Source organism: Paenibacillus pedocola, assembly GCF_031599675.1.
Taxonomy (GTDB): Bacteria; Bacillota; Bacilli; order Paenibacillales; family Paenibacillaceae; genus Paenibacillus_AQ; species Paenibacillus_AQ pedocola.
Genome location: NZ_CP134223.1, coordinates 2,365,708 through 2,380,912 on the forward strand (window position 1 = coordinate 2,365,708; position 15,205 = coordinate 2,380,912).

The 15,205-nt window shown below is 48.8% G+C and carries 14 protein-coding genes; 11 read left to right on the top strand and 3 right to left on the bottom strand.

What is annotated here, in order from left to right; genetic code table 11:
- The first annotated feature begins 3 nt into the window (after positions 1-3).
- The gene (locus QU597_RS10090; RefSeq protein ID WP_310832512.1) at positions 4-984 is read left to right on the top strand and encodes a helix-turn-helix transcriptional regulator; all 981 of its coding nucleotides are present in this window, start codon (positions 4-6) and stop codon (positions 982-984) included.
- 128 nt (positions 985-1,112) lie between these two features.
- The gene (locus QU597_RS10095) at positions 1,113-2,006 is read left to right on the top strand and encodes a diguanylate cyclase domain-containing protein (RefSeq protein WP_310832513.1); all 894 of its coding nucleotides are present in this window, start codon (positions 1,113-1,115) and stop codon (positions 2,004-2,006) included.
- A gap of 95 nt (positions 2,007-2,101) precedes the next feature.
- On the opposite strand, the gene QU597_RS10100 is transcribed toward QU597_RS10095, so the two are convergent.
- Positions 2,102-2,992, bottom strand: a complete 891-nt coding sequence (locus tag QU597_RS10100) for a helix-turn-helix domain-containing protein (RefSeq protein WP_310832514.1) — start codon at positions 2,990-2,992, stop codon at positions 2,102-2,104.
- 126 nt (positions 2,993-3,118) lie between these two features.
- Between QU597_RS10100 and QU597_RS10105 the strand changes: the two genes are divergently transcribed.
- The 7 genes from QU597_RS10105 (at position 3,119) to QU597_RS10135 (ending at position 11,354) form a co-directional block, all read left to right on the top strand.
- Positions 3,119-4,033, top strand: a complete 915-nt coding sequence (locus QU597_RS10105) for a nucleotidyltransferase domain-containing protein (RefSeq protein WP_310832515.1) — start codon at positions 3,119-3,121, stop codon at positions 4,031-4,033.
- An 18-nt stretch (positions 4,034-4,051) separates the two neighbouring features.
- Positions 4,052-6,922, top strand: a complete 2,871-nt coding sequence (gene uvrA, locus QU597_RS10110; protein ID WP_310832516.1) for an excinuclease ABC subunit UvrA — start codon at positions 4,052-4,054, stop codon at positions 6,920-6,922.
- A 14-nt stretch (positions 6,923-6,936) separates the two neighbouring features.
- Entirely contained in the window at positions 6,937-7,491 is a 555-nt protein-coding gene (locus QU597_RS10115; protein ID WP_310832518.1) for a YdcF family protein, read from the top strand.
- A gap of 402 nt (positions 7,492-7,893) precedes the next feature.
- Complete coding sequence (locus tag QU597_RS10120; RefSeq protein ID WP_310832519.1) at positions 7,894-8,334, top strand: LytTR family DNA-binding domain-containing protein; 441 nt, start codon at positions 7,894-7,896, stop codon at positions 8,332-8,334.
- 12 nt (positions 8,335-8,346) lie between these two features.
- The gene (locus QU597_RS10125; protein ID WP_310832520.1) at positions 8,347-8,790 is read left to right on the top strand and encodes a hypothetical protein; all 444 of its coding nucleotides are present in this window, start codon (positions 8,347-8,349) and stop codon (positions 8,788-8,790) included.
- Between the two features lie 90 nt (positions 8,791-8,880).
- A complete protein-coding gene (locus tag QU597_RS10130; protein ID WP_310832521.1) occupies positions 8,881-10,188 on the top strand; it encodes an amidase in 1,308 nt (435 codons plus the stop codon).
- Between the two features lie 380 nt (positions 10,189-10,568).
- Positions 10,569-11,354 (top strand): nucleotidyltransferase domain-containing protein, encoded by a 786-nt coding sequence (locus QU597_RS10135; RefSeq protein WP_310832522.1) that lies wholly within the window; start codon positions 10,569-10,571, stop codon positions 11,352-11,354.
- A 52-nt stretch (positions 11,355-11,406) separates the two neighbouring features.
- Here QU597_RS10135 and QU597_RS10140 read toward each other — a convergent pair whose 3' ends face one another.
- Entirely contained in the window at positions 11,407-12,240 is an 834-nt protein-coding gene (locus QU597_RS10140) for a GNAT family N-acetyltransferase (protein WP_310832523.1), read from the bottom strand.
- A gap of 137 nt (positions 12,241-12,377) precedes the next feature.
- Positions 12,378-13,643, bottom strand: coding sequence for a S8 family peptidase (locus QU597_RS10145; RefSeq protein ID WP_310832524.1), 1,266 nt, complete (start codon positions 13,641-13,643; stop codon positions 12,378-12,380).
- Between the two features lie 172 nt (positions 13,644-13,815).
- Between QU597_RS10145 and QU597_RS10150 the strand changes: the two genes are divergently transcribed.
- Positions 13,816-14,280, top strand: coding sequence for a hypothetical protein (locus tag QU597_RS10150; RefSeq protein WP_310832525.1), 465 nt, complete (start codon positions 13,816-13,818; stop codon positions 14,278-14,280).
- A 142-nt stretch (positions 14,281-14,422) separates the two neighbouring features.
- A complete protein-coding gene (locus QU597_RS10155; protein WP_310832526.1) occupies positions 14,423-15,178 on the top strand; it encodes an alpha/beta fold hydrolase in 756 nt (251 codons plus the stop codon).
- Positions 15,179-15,205: the final 27 nt, after the last annotated feature.

Consider the following 15,205-nt stretch of genomic DNA (forward strand, 5'->3'; position numbering starts at 1 on the left):
GGGGTGAGCGGATTAATGTACGAGTGGCACAAGCAAATCCAAATTATCGTTGATGAAATTGACGTATGTATTAAACATCATAACTGTGAAGCCATAACACTACGGTTTCTCTCCCGCAAGCTGGGTTATTCCGAATTTCATACAACAAGAAAATTCAAAGAAATATCGGGAATGCAATTTAAGGATTATCTGCGGCATCGAAAATTAGCCTTTGCGCTAAAAGAGGTGCGGGATAGCGAAAAAAGCATTTTGGATATTGCTTTTGATTATGGTTTCTCATCACATGAAGCTTTTACCAGAGCTTTCAAGGGAACGTATGGTGTAGCTCCAAGTGAATACCGTAAAAAGCCTAAGCCTGTTGTACTTCGAACCAAAATAAACCCTTTCGACCGCTACTTTTTCGGATTTGGAGAGATTGGTATGATGAAATCTACAGCTGATGTTAAAATTTATTTTGTGACCATACCTGCACACAAATTTTTACACATTAAAAACTATGAGAGTAATGGGTATTGGGATTTTTGGCAAAAACAAAGTCTTATTCCGGGGCAGGACTGCGAAACCATTTGCGGCTTACTTGATAGTATCAAGGGCAAATTGGATGATGATGGCGGGAGCGAATCTAACAGCAGCAACGGTCAAATCATGGCGTACATTATTGATCCGGACGGCAGACTCTGCGATTGGGGTATTCTACGTACAGAGTGTTATGGTGTCCGACTTCCTGTTGATTATGATGGCGAAGTACCACCACAAATGCTTATGATTGATGTTCCCGAAGCCGAGTATATTGTTTTTGAACACGGGCCATTCGATTATGAGCAGGAAAACCGCAGTGTGGAGGAAAAGATGGAAAAGACAATGGCAACTTTTGATTATGCAGGCACCGGTTACTGCTTTGATACTTCCCCCGGCAGGTTAATTTACTTTTATCATAATCCGGAGCGGTTTTGGAAGTATATTAGGCCCGTACGGAAGTCATAATTCATAATCAATCCAAAAGCACCTGCCCAATGCGGTAGGTGTTTTTAGAGTTGACTTTGACGTAACAGGAAGGTTTATGCTGGGGTTAGGGCTGTTCCGGCCGGAAGCCTTGATATGGAGGAACGGTAGTGAAGATAAGTGAATTTGCGGAAATGAATCAGGTTACTACAAAAATGCTGCGCCATTACGATGAGATCGGGCTGCTCAAGCCGTCAGCTATTGACCCTATGACCGGGTACCGTTTCTATGATGAAGAACAAGGACAATTACTTCACTGGATTCTTATTCTTAAAAATCTGGAATTCTCGCTTGCTGAGATTAAGGCTGTGCTTGCAGGTCCTGTCCGCAGTGAAGATTTGGTCAATCAGCTCATAAACAAACGGATTGAAATTACAAGCCATATGAATGCGCAGCTGCAGAAGAAAGTTCAAATCGACAGGTTAATTACATTACTTGAAAAGGAGGGGGTTCTGATCGGCAATTCATTTGAACTGTTACATATGACGCAGCAAAGTGTACATGAACTCAAAAAAAACATGCCCAATCTGGAAGTTTTTCTGGAATCTACCTCGGAGCTGCTATCGGTTTGCGCAGACAATGACGCTGTAGCGGTCATGCGGTTTGATATCCGCCACTTCAAGCATGTTAATGATGTATACGGCTTTGATGTGGGGGATCAGGTCATTGTGGCTTGCTACGAAATCATCAGAGAGAGTCTTGAGGGTTATAGGGAACGTGCATGCCTGGGACGGGCTCATGGTGATGAATTTATTGTATTTGTCCAAGCGGGCCGGGATGAACTTTATACCATCGCTCAATCGATAGTAAGGCGGATGGAGTCTTTTGACTTTCAAAGCGTCGGTTGTCTTGAGCAATTGGGCTGCAGGGTAGGCTTCATCTATGCTGAAAAAGGAACGGTGGATGATATCCGCAAACTGATTGAGGGTACGATGGAGACGATTCATATTGCCGCTGGAACAGGCAGCAAATATTCGGTTTTTGCCAAGGCGTATATAGAGTAAACTGTTGTTTCAAGCTATTATAGGATGTTAACAAACCAAGCTCTGATCCACAGGGCTTGGTTTGTGTTGTATGTATTCGGGCAGCTGCCAACGCGTTAAAGTCCCGAAATCGGAAAATACAAGTCGCATTCACAGTAATGCTTATTGCCCTTGGCGTAGTTGACCGATTCGAAGCTGAATTTCTCCTCCAGATTAAACTGTACGGTCGGCATCCAGATTTCAAAGATATACTTCCATATAGCGCTTAAGGATTGTGCGGAAATCTCTTCTGGACGATGGAGGCCGATATAGGTGAACACACCGTATTTATGCGGCTTTGTATGCCTGATATTCATATCCGGCGGGACGATGCTGCTGCGGTTGATTTGCAGGGAAGGCTGGTAAAAGGTAGTACCGCTGAAGGGTTCGGGAACGGCTGTAAATCCGATATACACATCCTTTTCCACCGGGTTCAGAATCCGATGCCGTTCACCGGTAAAAAAATCAACGCCGAGCCTGGCTGCATCAGGTTCGGTGTTTTTTTGGCCTGCACCGATGGTATATTCAGGGCCGGCAATCGAGAAGGAAGGCACAACGCTGATCGAGCGAAAAAAAACCAGCCCTTCTCCCGCCCGGCTCATAAAGTCGGCGTTGAAGCGGTCGAGGATGTTCAGGGGCGAAGGGGATTTGCGCCATTTGGCCGGGGTAATATTGTATTCGTCCTTGAACGTCCGGTTGTAGGTCCGCTCACAGCTGAAGCCGTATTTGCCGGAAATAAATTCAATGCTGCTCCGCTGGTTCAGCAAATCGCCAAGCGACATGGCAATCCGCCTTCTGCGGACATACTCCATCAGCCCCGTTGCCGTAGCACCTTTCCAGATACGCAGCAGATGGAATTTGGAGACATTGACATACTCCGATATATCGTCAAGACAGAGCGGTTCCAGCAGATGGTCTTCAATGAAATCCGTGGTCCGGTTAATGGTTTCCAGCAAGTAATGATCCATGATACCTCCTGTTTCAGCAATTACTGTCCGGTTTTGGGAAATGGGTGAGGTGTATAATTTTACCACAGGCTCTGGAAAGGGCAAGCGATTTCAATCATATGAAGCGGATGGAGGAAAAGCAGAGATATGGAGGATAGTGTACTGCTGGAGCTGCAGGAACGTTACAGGGAGGCAACGGAGAGTTTTGTCGGCAGGGTAAGGAGTGATCCGAACGTCATTGCCGTCATTGTGTGCGGCAGCCTGGCTTATGATACCGTCTGGGAGAAAAGCGACATCGACATGGGCCTGATCGTGCGCGATCAGACGCTGCAACAGAACGCCTACTGCCTGGTTGAGGATGGAATCACGATCAATGTCCAATTGTTTGACCGGAGCGGATTTAAGCGGGGTTTTGACCGGCTGGTCGGCGGCTCGATGCCGCAGTCTTTTTTTGCCAAAGGACAGATGGTCTATACCTCCGATGACAGCCTTTATGCCTATTTCGAAGAGTTTAAGCGGCTGGGCAGTCAGGATATTGCGCTGTCCCTCTTATGGCGCTCCTGTGAGCTGATTGACATCTACCACAAATGCCAAAAATGGCTGACAGTGCGCAAGGACCCGTTGTATGCCCAGTTTTTTCTGGTCAAGGCTGCGGATCACATCGCCGCGATGGAGCTGTGCGCCGCCGGTGAGCCGCCGATCCGTGAATCAGTCCTCAAGGTGCTGAAGCGTTCGCCGGAGCAGATGGCCCCTTTTTATCAGGACCCGCTGTCGCGCCGGTTAAGTGAAGACGAGCTCTGGAAGGGAATCCGGGAGATCGGACAGGTCCTGGAGCGTCATCTTGACGTGATCAGCCGTCCGGTACTTGAATTCATGGCCGATCAGCAGATGAAGACGGTAACCATGCTGGCGAAGCATTTTCACATGCAGGGGCATTATCTGATTAACATTCTGGAGTACATGGCGGAGAAGGGAATCCTGGAGAAGGTCTCCCAGACCATCCGCATCACCTCCAAAAGCAAACCGGCTGTTGAAGAAATCGGCTTCTTGTATATTCCATAACTGAGGGGGAATAAGCACATGTCCGTTCGAACGACGATAGAAATCTCGGGGGCCAGGCAGAATAATCTCAAGAATGTGTCAGTCGAGATTCCGCGTGATAAGCTGACTGTCATTACCGGAGTGTCCGGTTCCGGCAAATCCTCGCTGGCGTTTGATGTAATCTATGGCGAGGGTCAGCGGAGGTTTCTCGATTCTATTTCAAACTTTGCCAAAAGCCGGATCAGCCAGGTAAAAAAGGCTAAAGTCGATTATGTACGGGGCCTGTCCCCGGTCATCGCGATTGAGCAGAAAAAAGGCAATCACAATCCCCGCTCCACGGTGGGAACGGTAACTGATACCAATGATTATCTGCGGCTGCTATTCGCTACGGCGGGCACTGGCCATTGTCCGGAGTGCAGCAAACCGCTGCGCCAGCTGTCCGCGGCCCAGATTGCCGAGCATATTACCGGCTTGCCGGAAGGCACGGTCATTGAGCTGCGCGCGCCGGTGTATAAAATATACGGGGAAGAGTATAGCTATACCTTTCAGCAGCTGCGGGAAAAGGGTTTTAAGCATCTGTTAATTGATGGTGAACACGTCTCACTGGGGGATGAGCTGGATCTGGATGAGAGCAAGGCATATAGGATTGAAATTGTTATCGACCGGATCAGCTTAAAACCGGACACCTACATACAGCTTACCAAGTCGATAGAAGCGGCGATTCTTGCGCTCGATGAGGATATTATGATTAAGGTGGAGGTTATTGGCGGGGTAGAGGAAGAGTTCTACCAGCATTTTGCCTGTCCGGAGCATCACTTCTTCCTGTGCGATATGCAGCCGTTCCATTTCTCCTTCAATACGCCGGCCAGTGCCTGCCATACTTGTCTTGGGGTGGGAATGTCTTATGTGGTGGAGCCGCATTTTCTGGTGGTTGCACCGGAGAAGAGCATTAATAAGGGCGCTCTCAAGAACACGGTGTTTAACACCGCCGGCAAAGACAGCTATCGTACGGTGCTGATGTACAGCCTGTCCCAGAAATATGGCTTCGACTTAGATACGCCGTTTCACGAGCTGCCCAAGGAGGTCCATGAGCTGCTCTTCTTCGGCAGCAAAGGCGAGCTGGTTCCGATGCTGCAGCCGCCCTTTTCGCAGAAAAAGAATTGGCTCACCGGACGCGACCGGCCCTTTGGAGGATTCGTGCATGAAATGGAGAGCTGGTACAAGCATTATATCCGCAAGTCATCCACGACAGAGGCGTTCGAACCGACCTTTATCAAGGACTGCATGATTGAGAAGGTCTGCCCGGAATGCGGCGGCGCCCGGCTGAAGAAGCAGCGGCTGCAGGTTACGGTCGGGGAGAAGAATATTGATCAGCTAAGCCGGATGCAGCTGCATGAGCTGCTGGAGTTTCTGGAATCGCTCACCTTTGAACCGGAGGTCCGGGATGTGGCCGAGACGATTGTCCGTGAGCTGCATACGCGAATCAGCCTGCTGATCGAAATCGGGCTGCATTACATCAACCTGGGCAGACGAAGTGACAGTATTTCCGGCGGGGAGATGCAGCGGATCAAAATGTCCACCCAGATCAGCAGTGAGCTGATGGGCATGCTCTATATTATGGATGAGCCGAGCATCGGGCTGCATCCCCGCGATTCCGGCAGGGTCATTGAGACGATGAAAAAGCTGCGTGATCTCGGCAATACGATCATTGTGGTTGAGCATGACATGGACACCATCGGCAGTGCCGACCATATCATTGAAATCGGGCCGGGCCCGGGAATTCATGGCGGCAACATCGTCGCCAGCGGGACGCTGGAGGATATCATGAGTGAGACAGAATCGGTTACAGGCCAATATCTGTCAGGGCGGGCGAGTATTCCTGTGCCCAAGCAGCGGCGGAACCTCGGGGATCACTTCTTATCAATCCAAGGGGCGCGGGAGAATAATCTCAAGAATGTGGATCTGGATATTCCGCTGAATGTGTTCATCTGCATTACCGGAGTATCCGGCTCCGGGAAAAGCTCAATGATCAATGAGATCCTCTCGAAGCAGCTCAAAATCGACAAAACAGGCGCGCGGATTGTGGCCGGCGAACATGATTATGTGTTCGGTGCCGATCTGCTGAACCATGTGATCAACATCGATCAGACGCCGATCGGGCGCAACAGCAAATCCAATCCGGCCACCTACATCGGAATTTATGATAAAATCCGCGACCTGTTCGCCTTACAGCCGGAGGCGGTGGAGCGCGGCTATCAGCCGATTGATTTCAGTCTGACCCATGCGAATGGTACCCGGTGCGAGCATTGCGCGGGCGATGGCATCATTGTCACGAGCCTGCAGTTCATGGCCGATATCGAAACCATCTGTCCGGTATGCAAAGGTAACCGTTTCTCGGAGGAAGGTCTTGAAATCAAGCTGCATGGCAAATCAATCGCGGAAGTGCTGGAAATGACGGTAGAGGAGGCTGCCGGCTTTTTCGCAGACCACAGATACCTCAAACACAAGCTGGGGATCATGAATGAGCTTGGACTTGGCTATTTGACGCTCGGCCAGAGCTCAACCACTCTCTCAGGCGGGGAAGCACAGCGGGTGAAGCTCTCTAATGAGCTGGCCAAGATCAAAAAAGGTGCCCATAACCTATATATACTGGACGAACCGACAACAGGCCTCCATCTCGCTGATATCCAGAAGCTGCTGGTTGCGCTGAACAAGCTGGTGGACGGCGGACATTCCGTCATCGTCATCGAGCATCATCTGGATGTAATGAAGTCAGCCGACTATATCATCGACATGGGACCGGAAGGCGGCAACGGCGGCGGCTATGTCGTCGCAGAAGGCACGCCCGAGCAGGTCGCAAAGGTGGAGGCATCACATACCGGAAGGTATCTGCGCAGTGTGCTTGGCTAGAACGGAGGAAGTCTGTGGAATATCCTTTTGACTGTATTACAGAGTTTATGTTCTTTGAGACGGTCATGCAGCCGGCGGATCTTATTATGATCCCCGGCGGCAGCCATCCTCAATTAATGGAGAGGGCAGCAGCATTATATCATCAGGGTCTGGCTCCGCGGATTCTTCCGTCGGGCGGCCGGAATCCCCATCTGGAAATCACCGAATGGGAGTTCCTGCGGAACACGGGTACTGCCTTGGCCGTACCTGTTACGGCTATCCTAAAAGAGGACAGGGCGGCCAACACTTTTCAAAATGCAAGCTTCTCATGGGATGTACTGCAGCAAGCCGGAATTCATCCGCGGAAAGTAATCTTGGTGTGTAAGAACTATCATGCCCGTAGAGTCCTGTTAACCTATCAGACTGTTTTCCCCAGGGAAACAGAGTTTAGAGTGGCACCCGTTATCGATAAAACAGGTATCTCCAAGGTCAATTGGTTCCGGACTGAAGTTGGGATCAAATGTGTTATGACCGAAATGGGCAAGTTGGCAAGCTACTTTGGACATCATATTCCAAATTGGGTCGAGTGAAAATCTTGTGATTAATGTTTTCGGGATTAGTCGTGACACAAGGAATGTTTAGTCTGTCTATTCCTGGATGCTCTACCCCACAAGAATGTGGTGGATAGCGGTGTTCATGACCGTGAATCTGCTGCTGGCCGTTATCTCGCACTCGCCCAATATCCTTCGGCTATAGAAGGTTCAGGAGAAGCCGCTGGGCTTGCTCTGCAGGCTGAGAACTGGAACAAAACAGAATCCATAGTGAGCGGAAAGAACGGCAGTGATGCCGTTCTTTTTTGCTTGCCCGGCACCATAAATGCGCGCTGCTGTAGCTTATTGTCTGTACATTGCAGCTTACGAAAAACCCATTGTATAAGGGATTCCGGAAAAATATACTGTGGAGGTAAGAAGAAGTGCAGGAGGGGATGCAGGGTGAAAATTACGATTGAGGATATTCCCGAAGGCTGTGAACCGGAGATTATTCTTAGGTGCCACGAACCGGATGAAGCATTGTTAAAGCTGATATTTTCCATCAAAACAACCTCCAAAAAGCAGCTGATCGGCATGACGGATTTGCAAATGCACGTGCTTCATCCGGGTGATGTTTTTTATTTTGAGGCGGTGGATCACAAAGTATTTATTTACTGCCGGGAGAAGATCTATGAGTCCAGGCTGAAGCTTTACGAGCTGGAAGCGGAATATGAACAGGGCGATTTTTTCAGGGCGTCCAAATCTATCATCCTCAATATAGCGAAAATTAAGTCGGTAAGCCCGGTGCCTTACGGGAAGCTTGAGGCGCTACTTCAGAACGGCGAGAAGGTGCACATTTCACGGCAATATGTTCCTGTACTGAAGAAAAAATTAGGACTCTAAGGAGGTATTTCTATGAAAACCAGCACCTATGCCTCACGTATCATAAAGGACTTTTTTGTGGCCTGCGGCTGCTTGTTTATCTTAACGGAAATCATACTGGCAATGTCTTTGACGAAGACAATCAATCCCTCCTTGCTCTGGCAGATCTCTTTAGGCGCAGCGGCGTTTATTTCTTTTAAATATGCGCTGATCGATACGCCTGAACTGAGCAAAAAAGCACAGCTGATCAGCTACTATGTGTTTTTCCTGCTGGCGGATGTATTCATCATTGCCTGGCTGTGGTTATTCAGCACCGGTCAATTGATCGAGAAGGGGATTCTGATTCCTTTTGTCATCATTATCCTCATTGTCAAACTGGCGGTGTACACCATGCAATATGTTGATGGACGTAAAGAAGCCAAATTGCTGAATGAGAAGCTTAGCGTGTATGGCAAAGACGATGAGACTGATCGCTGAAAAGCGCGACTTTGAGGAAATTTATGTAACTTTTATAGATGGGTGACGTATGTCAAAGGAATGTTCTAATTCACTCTTGGAGATGATGACATGCAGCTTGCCCGTGTTTCTTTGGCAGATGCGCTTAGTAATGAAGCAGAACTTGAGACTTCTATTGCTGAGGCAATTACACTTTATTTAAAAAGATTTGCAGAGCTGGAACCGCAGATTCATGCTTTTGTTCCCGAAGAACAGCTGGAGCTGCGCCTGAACCGGGAAAAGGAGCGGCTACTGGCTTCGTTCGCAGCGGCACAAGCCAAACCAGCCTTATGGGGAATTCCGGTCGGAATCAAGGATTTGATTCATGTAGAGGGCTTACCTACTCATGCCGGGTCTCATTTACCGTCTGAGGCACTGACCGGCACGGAAGGACCGCTAGTTAAGAGACTCCGTCTACTGGGAGCGGTTATTGCCGGGAAGACGGTAACTGAGGAGTTTGCTTATCAAGGGCCGATCGCCACGCTCAATCCCCGTAACACTGCGCACACGCCCGGCGGGTCCAGCGCAGGCTCTGCGGCAGCGGTTGCTGCAGGATTATGCCCGCTGGCGGTAGGTACCCAAACCTTGCGGTCTGTACTGGCACCAGCTTCCTTTTGCGGAGTAGTAGGCTTTAAAACAAGTTATGGAAGAATTCCAATGGATGGCGTAATTCAGCTGTCGCCTTCTTTTGACGCGATCGGATTCTTTACGCAGGACCTTCGCAGTATGGAAATTGCTGCTGAACTGCTCATCCCGGACTTTGTTCCCCGCAAAGCGACCCGCAAGCCTGTACTCGGTATCCCGAAGGGCGTATACATGCAGCTGATGGGCGATGAGGTCAAAGCTGCCTTTCATGCACAAATCGAATCTCTTGAGAAGCTTGGCTATCAGGTGAAGCATGTGGAGATGCCTTGGCAAGATGAGCTTATCTACGGAGATGCCATGCTGCGATTAATTGAAGGGGAAATGTCACGCGGGCATGCAGACTTATTTGAACGATATGCAGGTTATTATGGTGAGCCGGTCAAGGAAGGGATTGCCAGAGGCAAGCAGGTTACCGATGCCGAACTCGAAACCTATCGCGGGATGCAGCTGGAGCTGCGGCGGAATCTGGAGGTGCTTATGAAGCAGGAAGGAATCGATCTCTGGGTATCTCCGGCTCAAGGGGGAACAGCTCCGAAGCTGGAAGAGAACCGCACGGGCTGGGCGGGGATGACCGCGGTGTGGGGCTTCGCCGGTTGTCCGGCGCTCAGTATTCCGGCAGCCAGCATAGATAATTTGCCGCTTGGTTTTCAGTGTGTCGGGAGCTACGGCGGGGACGAATGGCTGCTAGCGTGGTCCCGGGAAGTGGCGCTGGATTTATTGTCGTTGACTATATAAAACATTAATCCTCCACGTCCTGTACATCTAAGCAGGATCGGGGGATTTTTTTGGGTTTTCAGCATAACCCGGCTGTGCTATGATTTTCTTGAGTATAGTTAATTATTGTATTATATAGTTAGTAAAAACATTAACTTTATAGATTGAACTTGAAAATAAACATTTAGGGAAAAGTGGCGGAGGGGAATTTTGGAACTGTAGGAGCGGTAGCATCCACCTTTGTCTGCAGATTTCCACCGCAAACAGCGGTATCAAATCAAGAAATCTGCAGACAACAGTGGCCGGAAGTCCAAATATTCTCTGTAGTCATGGCCATCCCAATAATAGAATAATCCAAGTTCAATCTATAAATATTACTATATCAATGAGGTGATTGCGGAATGTATCAACATCATCAAACAGCTATCAGTGCTGTAACTGACAAGCTGGGGGCCAGGCAAGACGTGCTCGGGATCATCATCGGAGGATCGATTGCACATGGCTATGCCAGTGAAACCTCGGATCTTGATGTTATGATTGTGCTCTCCGAGGAAGATTATCAGCAGGCTTTGAGGACGGGAGATATCGGTTTTTTTGAAACAGAGTCTACACCTTATGAGGGCGGTTATGTGGATGGCAAATGTGTGTCAGTGGAATACATCCGCAAGGTGGCGGAGTATGGCAGTGAGCCTGCCAGATTTGCGTTCAAGGATGCTATTGTATCCTATTCCAGGCTTAACGGTCTGGAGGAGCTGATCCATACTGCAGCCAGCTATCCCCTAGATAATAAAGAGGAGAACATTCAGAAATTCTATGCCCAGCTAGAAACGTGGAAATGGTACTTTTACGAAGGTTTGAAGAGAAGCAACCAGCTGCTGATGGACTATTCCCGCACGAATTATGTCCTGTTCGCCGGAAGACTGATCCTCGCCTATAATGAAACGCTGTTCCCCTCCTACAAATGGCTGCTCAAAGAGCTGGAGAAAGCAGAGAAGAAGCCTGATAAATTCATGAAGCTCATGAACGATGTAATCGAGCTGAAGACTCCTGAGTCCATAGAGCTTTTGTATAACAGCATCATTGGATTTCATAACTGGTACACTTCAGATGAGCATTGGACTGTCCGGTTCATGATTGACAGCCAGCTCAACTGGGTAGACGGCATGGTGCCTGTACTGGATCTGTAAGCAAAAGAGGCAAGCCGCTGGGCAGCATCTGTACAGGAGCGGCATACCAGGATTATTTAATGCTTTTGTTGTTCAGTTTAATGTAGGCAGCCAGTAAATCCTCCAGCAGAATCCCCTCGATTCTTAGACCCTCTGTGCTACAGTGCCGGATATCCACATTTGAAAGATCACAGCCGAAGATTTGGCTGCTGGTTAATCTCAGGTTTGACAGTAGTGTGTCTGTGAGATTCAGATTCGTGAATTTGGAGCCGCTCAGATTGCAGTCGGTAAATAAGCTGCCGCTTAGATTACTGTTGTTGAAGCAGGCCTTCTCCAGATTCATATTGTAGAAATCCGCATCGCTCATCAGGCAGTTCTCAAACTCCGCCTTTGGGAGGGATTGATCTTTAAACTGAGCTGCCTGCTCTGCATTCTCAGCGGAAACAGCAATATGCTTTTCATAACCAAACTCCATCTCGGATTCATAGATCCGGGAATAGCCTGCTTTTTCATAAAAATGATGATTGTCCAGTTGTTTCGAGGACGTTTCCAGCTTCCAGACCGCTACTGCAGGGAATTCGCGTTCCAGGAAATCCAGAGCCTTTGAACCGATGCCGCAACCCTGAAAGGCAGGGTCAACAAAAATTCTGTCGATTCGCGCATGTCTTCTGCCCGGGTAGTCTACACAAGCTCCGCCGATGACCTGTCCATCCATTTCAATTACATAATAATAAGCTTGCTGAATGAAATATGCATGCATCTCAGTAGAATCATAACCCGGCGGGCGAAGATTATTATCCTGGTAAGTGCTTTCGGGAGACCAGCGCTGCTGCTCGGCATTAAAGGTTGTTTTCATTATTGCGGCTAAGGATGGGGCATCTTCTATCACTGCTTTGCGTATAATCATCTTCACACACTCCATTTTGCTGAATTCTATAATTTCTAGAATATACCATAGATCACTTACAATAAAGATTGAGAAAAAACTTAAGGCACGAGCAGACGCTCGTGCCTTTTACTTGCGGTGATGCAGCCGCAACCTGGTTATTTTCTTTTCTTCCGGCAGTTCAGGAACCGCATATTTACCTCACCGCTGCCGGCGGTATTCGGCTTCAGGCCGAGGCTGAAGGAGTTTTTCTTCAGTGTGACTTTAACTTGCCGGGGAGTTAGGCACGGGCGAAGCTGCAGCAGCTGCGCGGCGGCTCCCGCGACGATCGGGGTGGAGACGGAGGTGCCGGACAGCACAAAGTACAATTTGCCGTTTCGTTGACCCGGCATCTGGCGGGCCAGCCTGGAGCCCGGAGCCAGCAGTGAGGTGATAGACTCACCCGGTGCCACAATATCGGGCTTCACTTTCCCTCCTGGTGCAGGTCCGCGGCTGGAGTAGAATGTAATACGGTCATCACTCTGGGTGATCGTCCGTTGGTCATTCACTGCACCTACTGTAATTGCAGAGGGGCTAACTCCGGGAGATTCAATCGTCCGGGATCCTGGTCCGCTGTTGCCGGCGGAGATGACTACGGTCAGTCCGGCCTTGACCGCTTTTTCCACCGCTTGGACCAGCAGGTCTTCCTCAGCTGAATTACTTACCGGTCCGCCGAAGGACATGGACAGGATGCGCAGCTTCAAGCGTTGCTTGTTGGCGATGCACCATTCAATCCCCTTAATAATGGTGGAGTCATAGCCCTCCCCGTTTTTATCGAGTACCTTGACACCCACAATCCCTGCTTCCGGGGCAGGCCCTTTATACTTTCCTTTGCTTACCCATCCGTTTCCGGCGGCGTCTCCGGAGATATGTGTGCCGTGTCCGTTATCGTCATAAGGCTGTTGCCGGTGATTAATCAAATCCTTGAACGCGATAATCCGGTTGACGGGCCGGGTCAGATCGGGATGCGGGAACACACCGGTGTCGATAATGGCAATGTTGATCCCTTTTCCGGTGAGTCCCCGTGTTTGTTGAAGCGCTGCTGCACCGATTGAAGGGGTAGCGATATTCAAAGTGGCTTTCTTAACATCGTCCAGATAGACTTTGCCTATTTCGCCGCAGCTGCAGATCCGCTCCAGACACTTCAATGAAACACGCGATGACACGGCATTGAGCAGATGGAGCCGGTGCTTCACAGGGAAGGCATGTTCACCTAAATGCTTTTGTAATGCCTGCATCCGGGCCGGTGTTAATTTGTGTTTGAACTGTACGATTACGGGAACTGCCGCAGGTTTCTTAGCCAGACTCTTCGAATGCTGAATATTTCGTTTTAACGGTTTATTGATTTTGGCGGCATAATGCCGTACCCACATCGGTTCACTCATTGACGTTGCTTCACCTCTCCATAGCACATACTATGCAGTGATCAGCCTAGCGGATACTTATCTATGAAACTGAGACACTACCACATTTTATGAAATGATAGGCAATTAATCAGTTCAGATCTCCCGTAAAATGCATTTACTACACTATCTTAAAAGAAAGTGGTGAAGCAAAGTGAGAGAAGCTGAGAAGAAAGCATTAATCGCAAAACGTGCAGCAATGATCAAAAAAGCAAGTGTGTCTAAACTGGCGGCAAAGAAGGTAAACGCAGCAAAGGTACAAGCCCAGAAAGCGCAAATGGCTAAAAAAGCCCTACTGGCCAAAAAGACCCTGCTGGCTAAAAAGGCCAAACTGGTTGCCCGTAAAAAACGCAGAGTAAAACAGTCGTTCTTTAACTTCGTAGTGCTTGCGGTCAACTTTAATAATCGGCCAAAAGACACTACAGATTTTACAGCTGTACTGACCAGAGGCAGCCAGACGTATACAGCATTTTTCGATGAAACGGGTGTAGCGATATTCTATGACATCAGAGTATTGACAAAATTCCAGTATACTCTGCGAATCAACAATGAAGATAACCAAGAAGTATTCCAGGGCACCGTTCCTGCAAACCGCGAATTCTATATCGCCCAATTCTAAGCCGGACTTTATGGGATAAGGAGAACACCAAGGCAGCGCACTCTTGTAAAAGGGTGCGCTGCCCTGGTTTGTGCTGATATTTTTCATAGTATGAATAGTAAAAATGTGGAATTATTAATGCATCTAAGCTCGAGGTGGGATAATGGTGAAAAGCTATTTTGTGCACAATACTGAAGTTGCTCTGCATGTTTTGGAAAAAGGGGAAGCCTCGGTGTTTGCCCCGTCGCTTCTGGTGATTAACGGACTTTGGGAGCCTGCTGAACGGGCCATCCCGTTGCTGTCTAATTTGCCTGGACATGTAGTTACTTTTAGTTTCCGGGGACGAGGTCTTAGCTCAACGCCAGAACAGGGCTATGACCTTGCCGGTCATTTGGGAGATATTGAAGCGGTGGTCAAGCACTGCGGTCTGGACAATTATTGCGTGTTAGGTTTCTCTAGAGGAGCTGCTTATGCACTTGGCTGGAGTCTGCGGAACCAGCAGCATATGCAAGGACTTCTTCTGGTGGATCAGCCGCCGGTACATAGCAGCCATTCTGAGAAAACCGTGAAATTCTGGTCTGAACTGAACTATTCTGGCGTACCTATACTGAATTTCATGCGCCGGACAGCCCTAGAAGGATTGGCGGATGAAGCGCAGGAGATCGATTTCGCGCCACAATTATCACAACTGCAAATTCCTGTAACCCTATTTGTCGGGCGCAATCGCGAGGCAGTGATTCCCTCGGATATCTCGGAGGATGACTTAGAGAAGTACAAACGGTCAATCTGTTCATTGCGGATTATTGAGTTCCTGGAGTCTGGGCATATGATTCCTGATGAGGAGCAGGGGAAGTATATTAGGGAAGTCAGAAAGTGGATGGGGGCTTTCTCTGATCAGCAGATGACAGTGAAATTATAATTATTGAGCGGGTCTTCACTTTGAAGG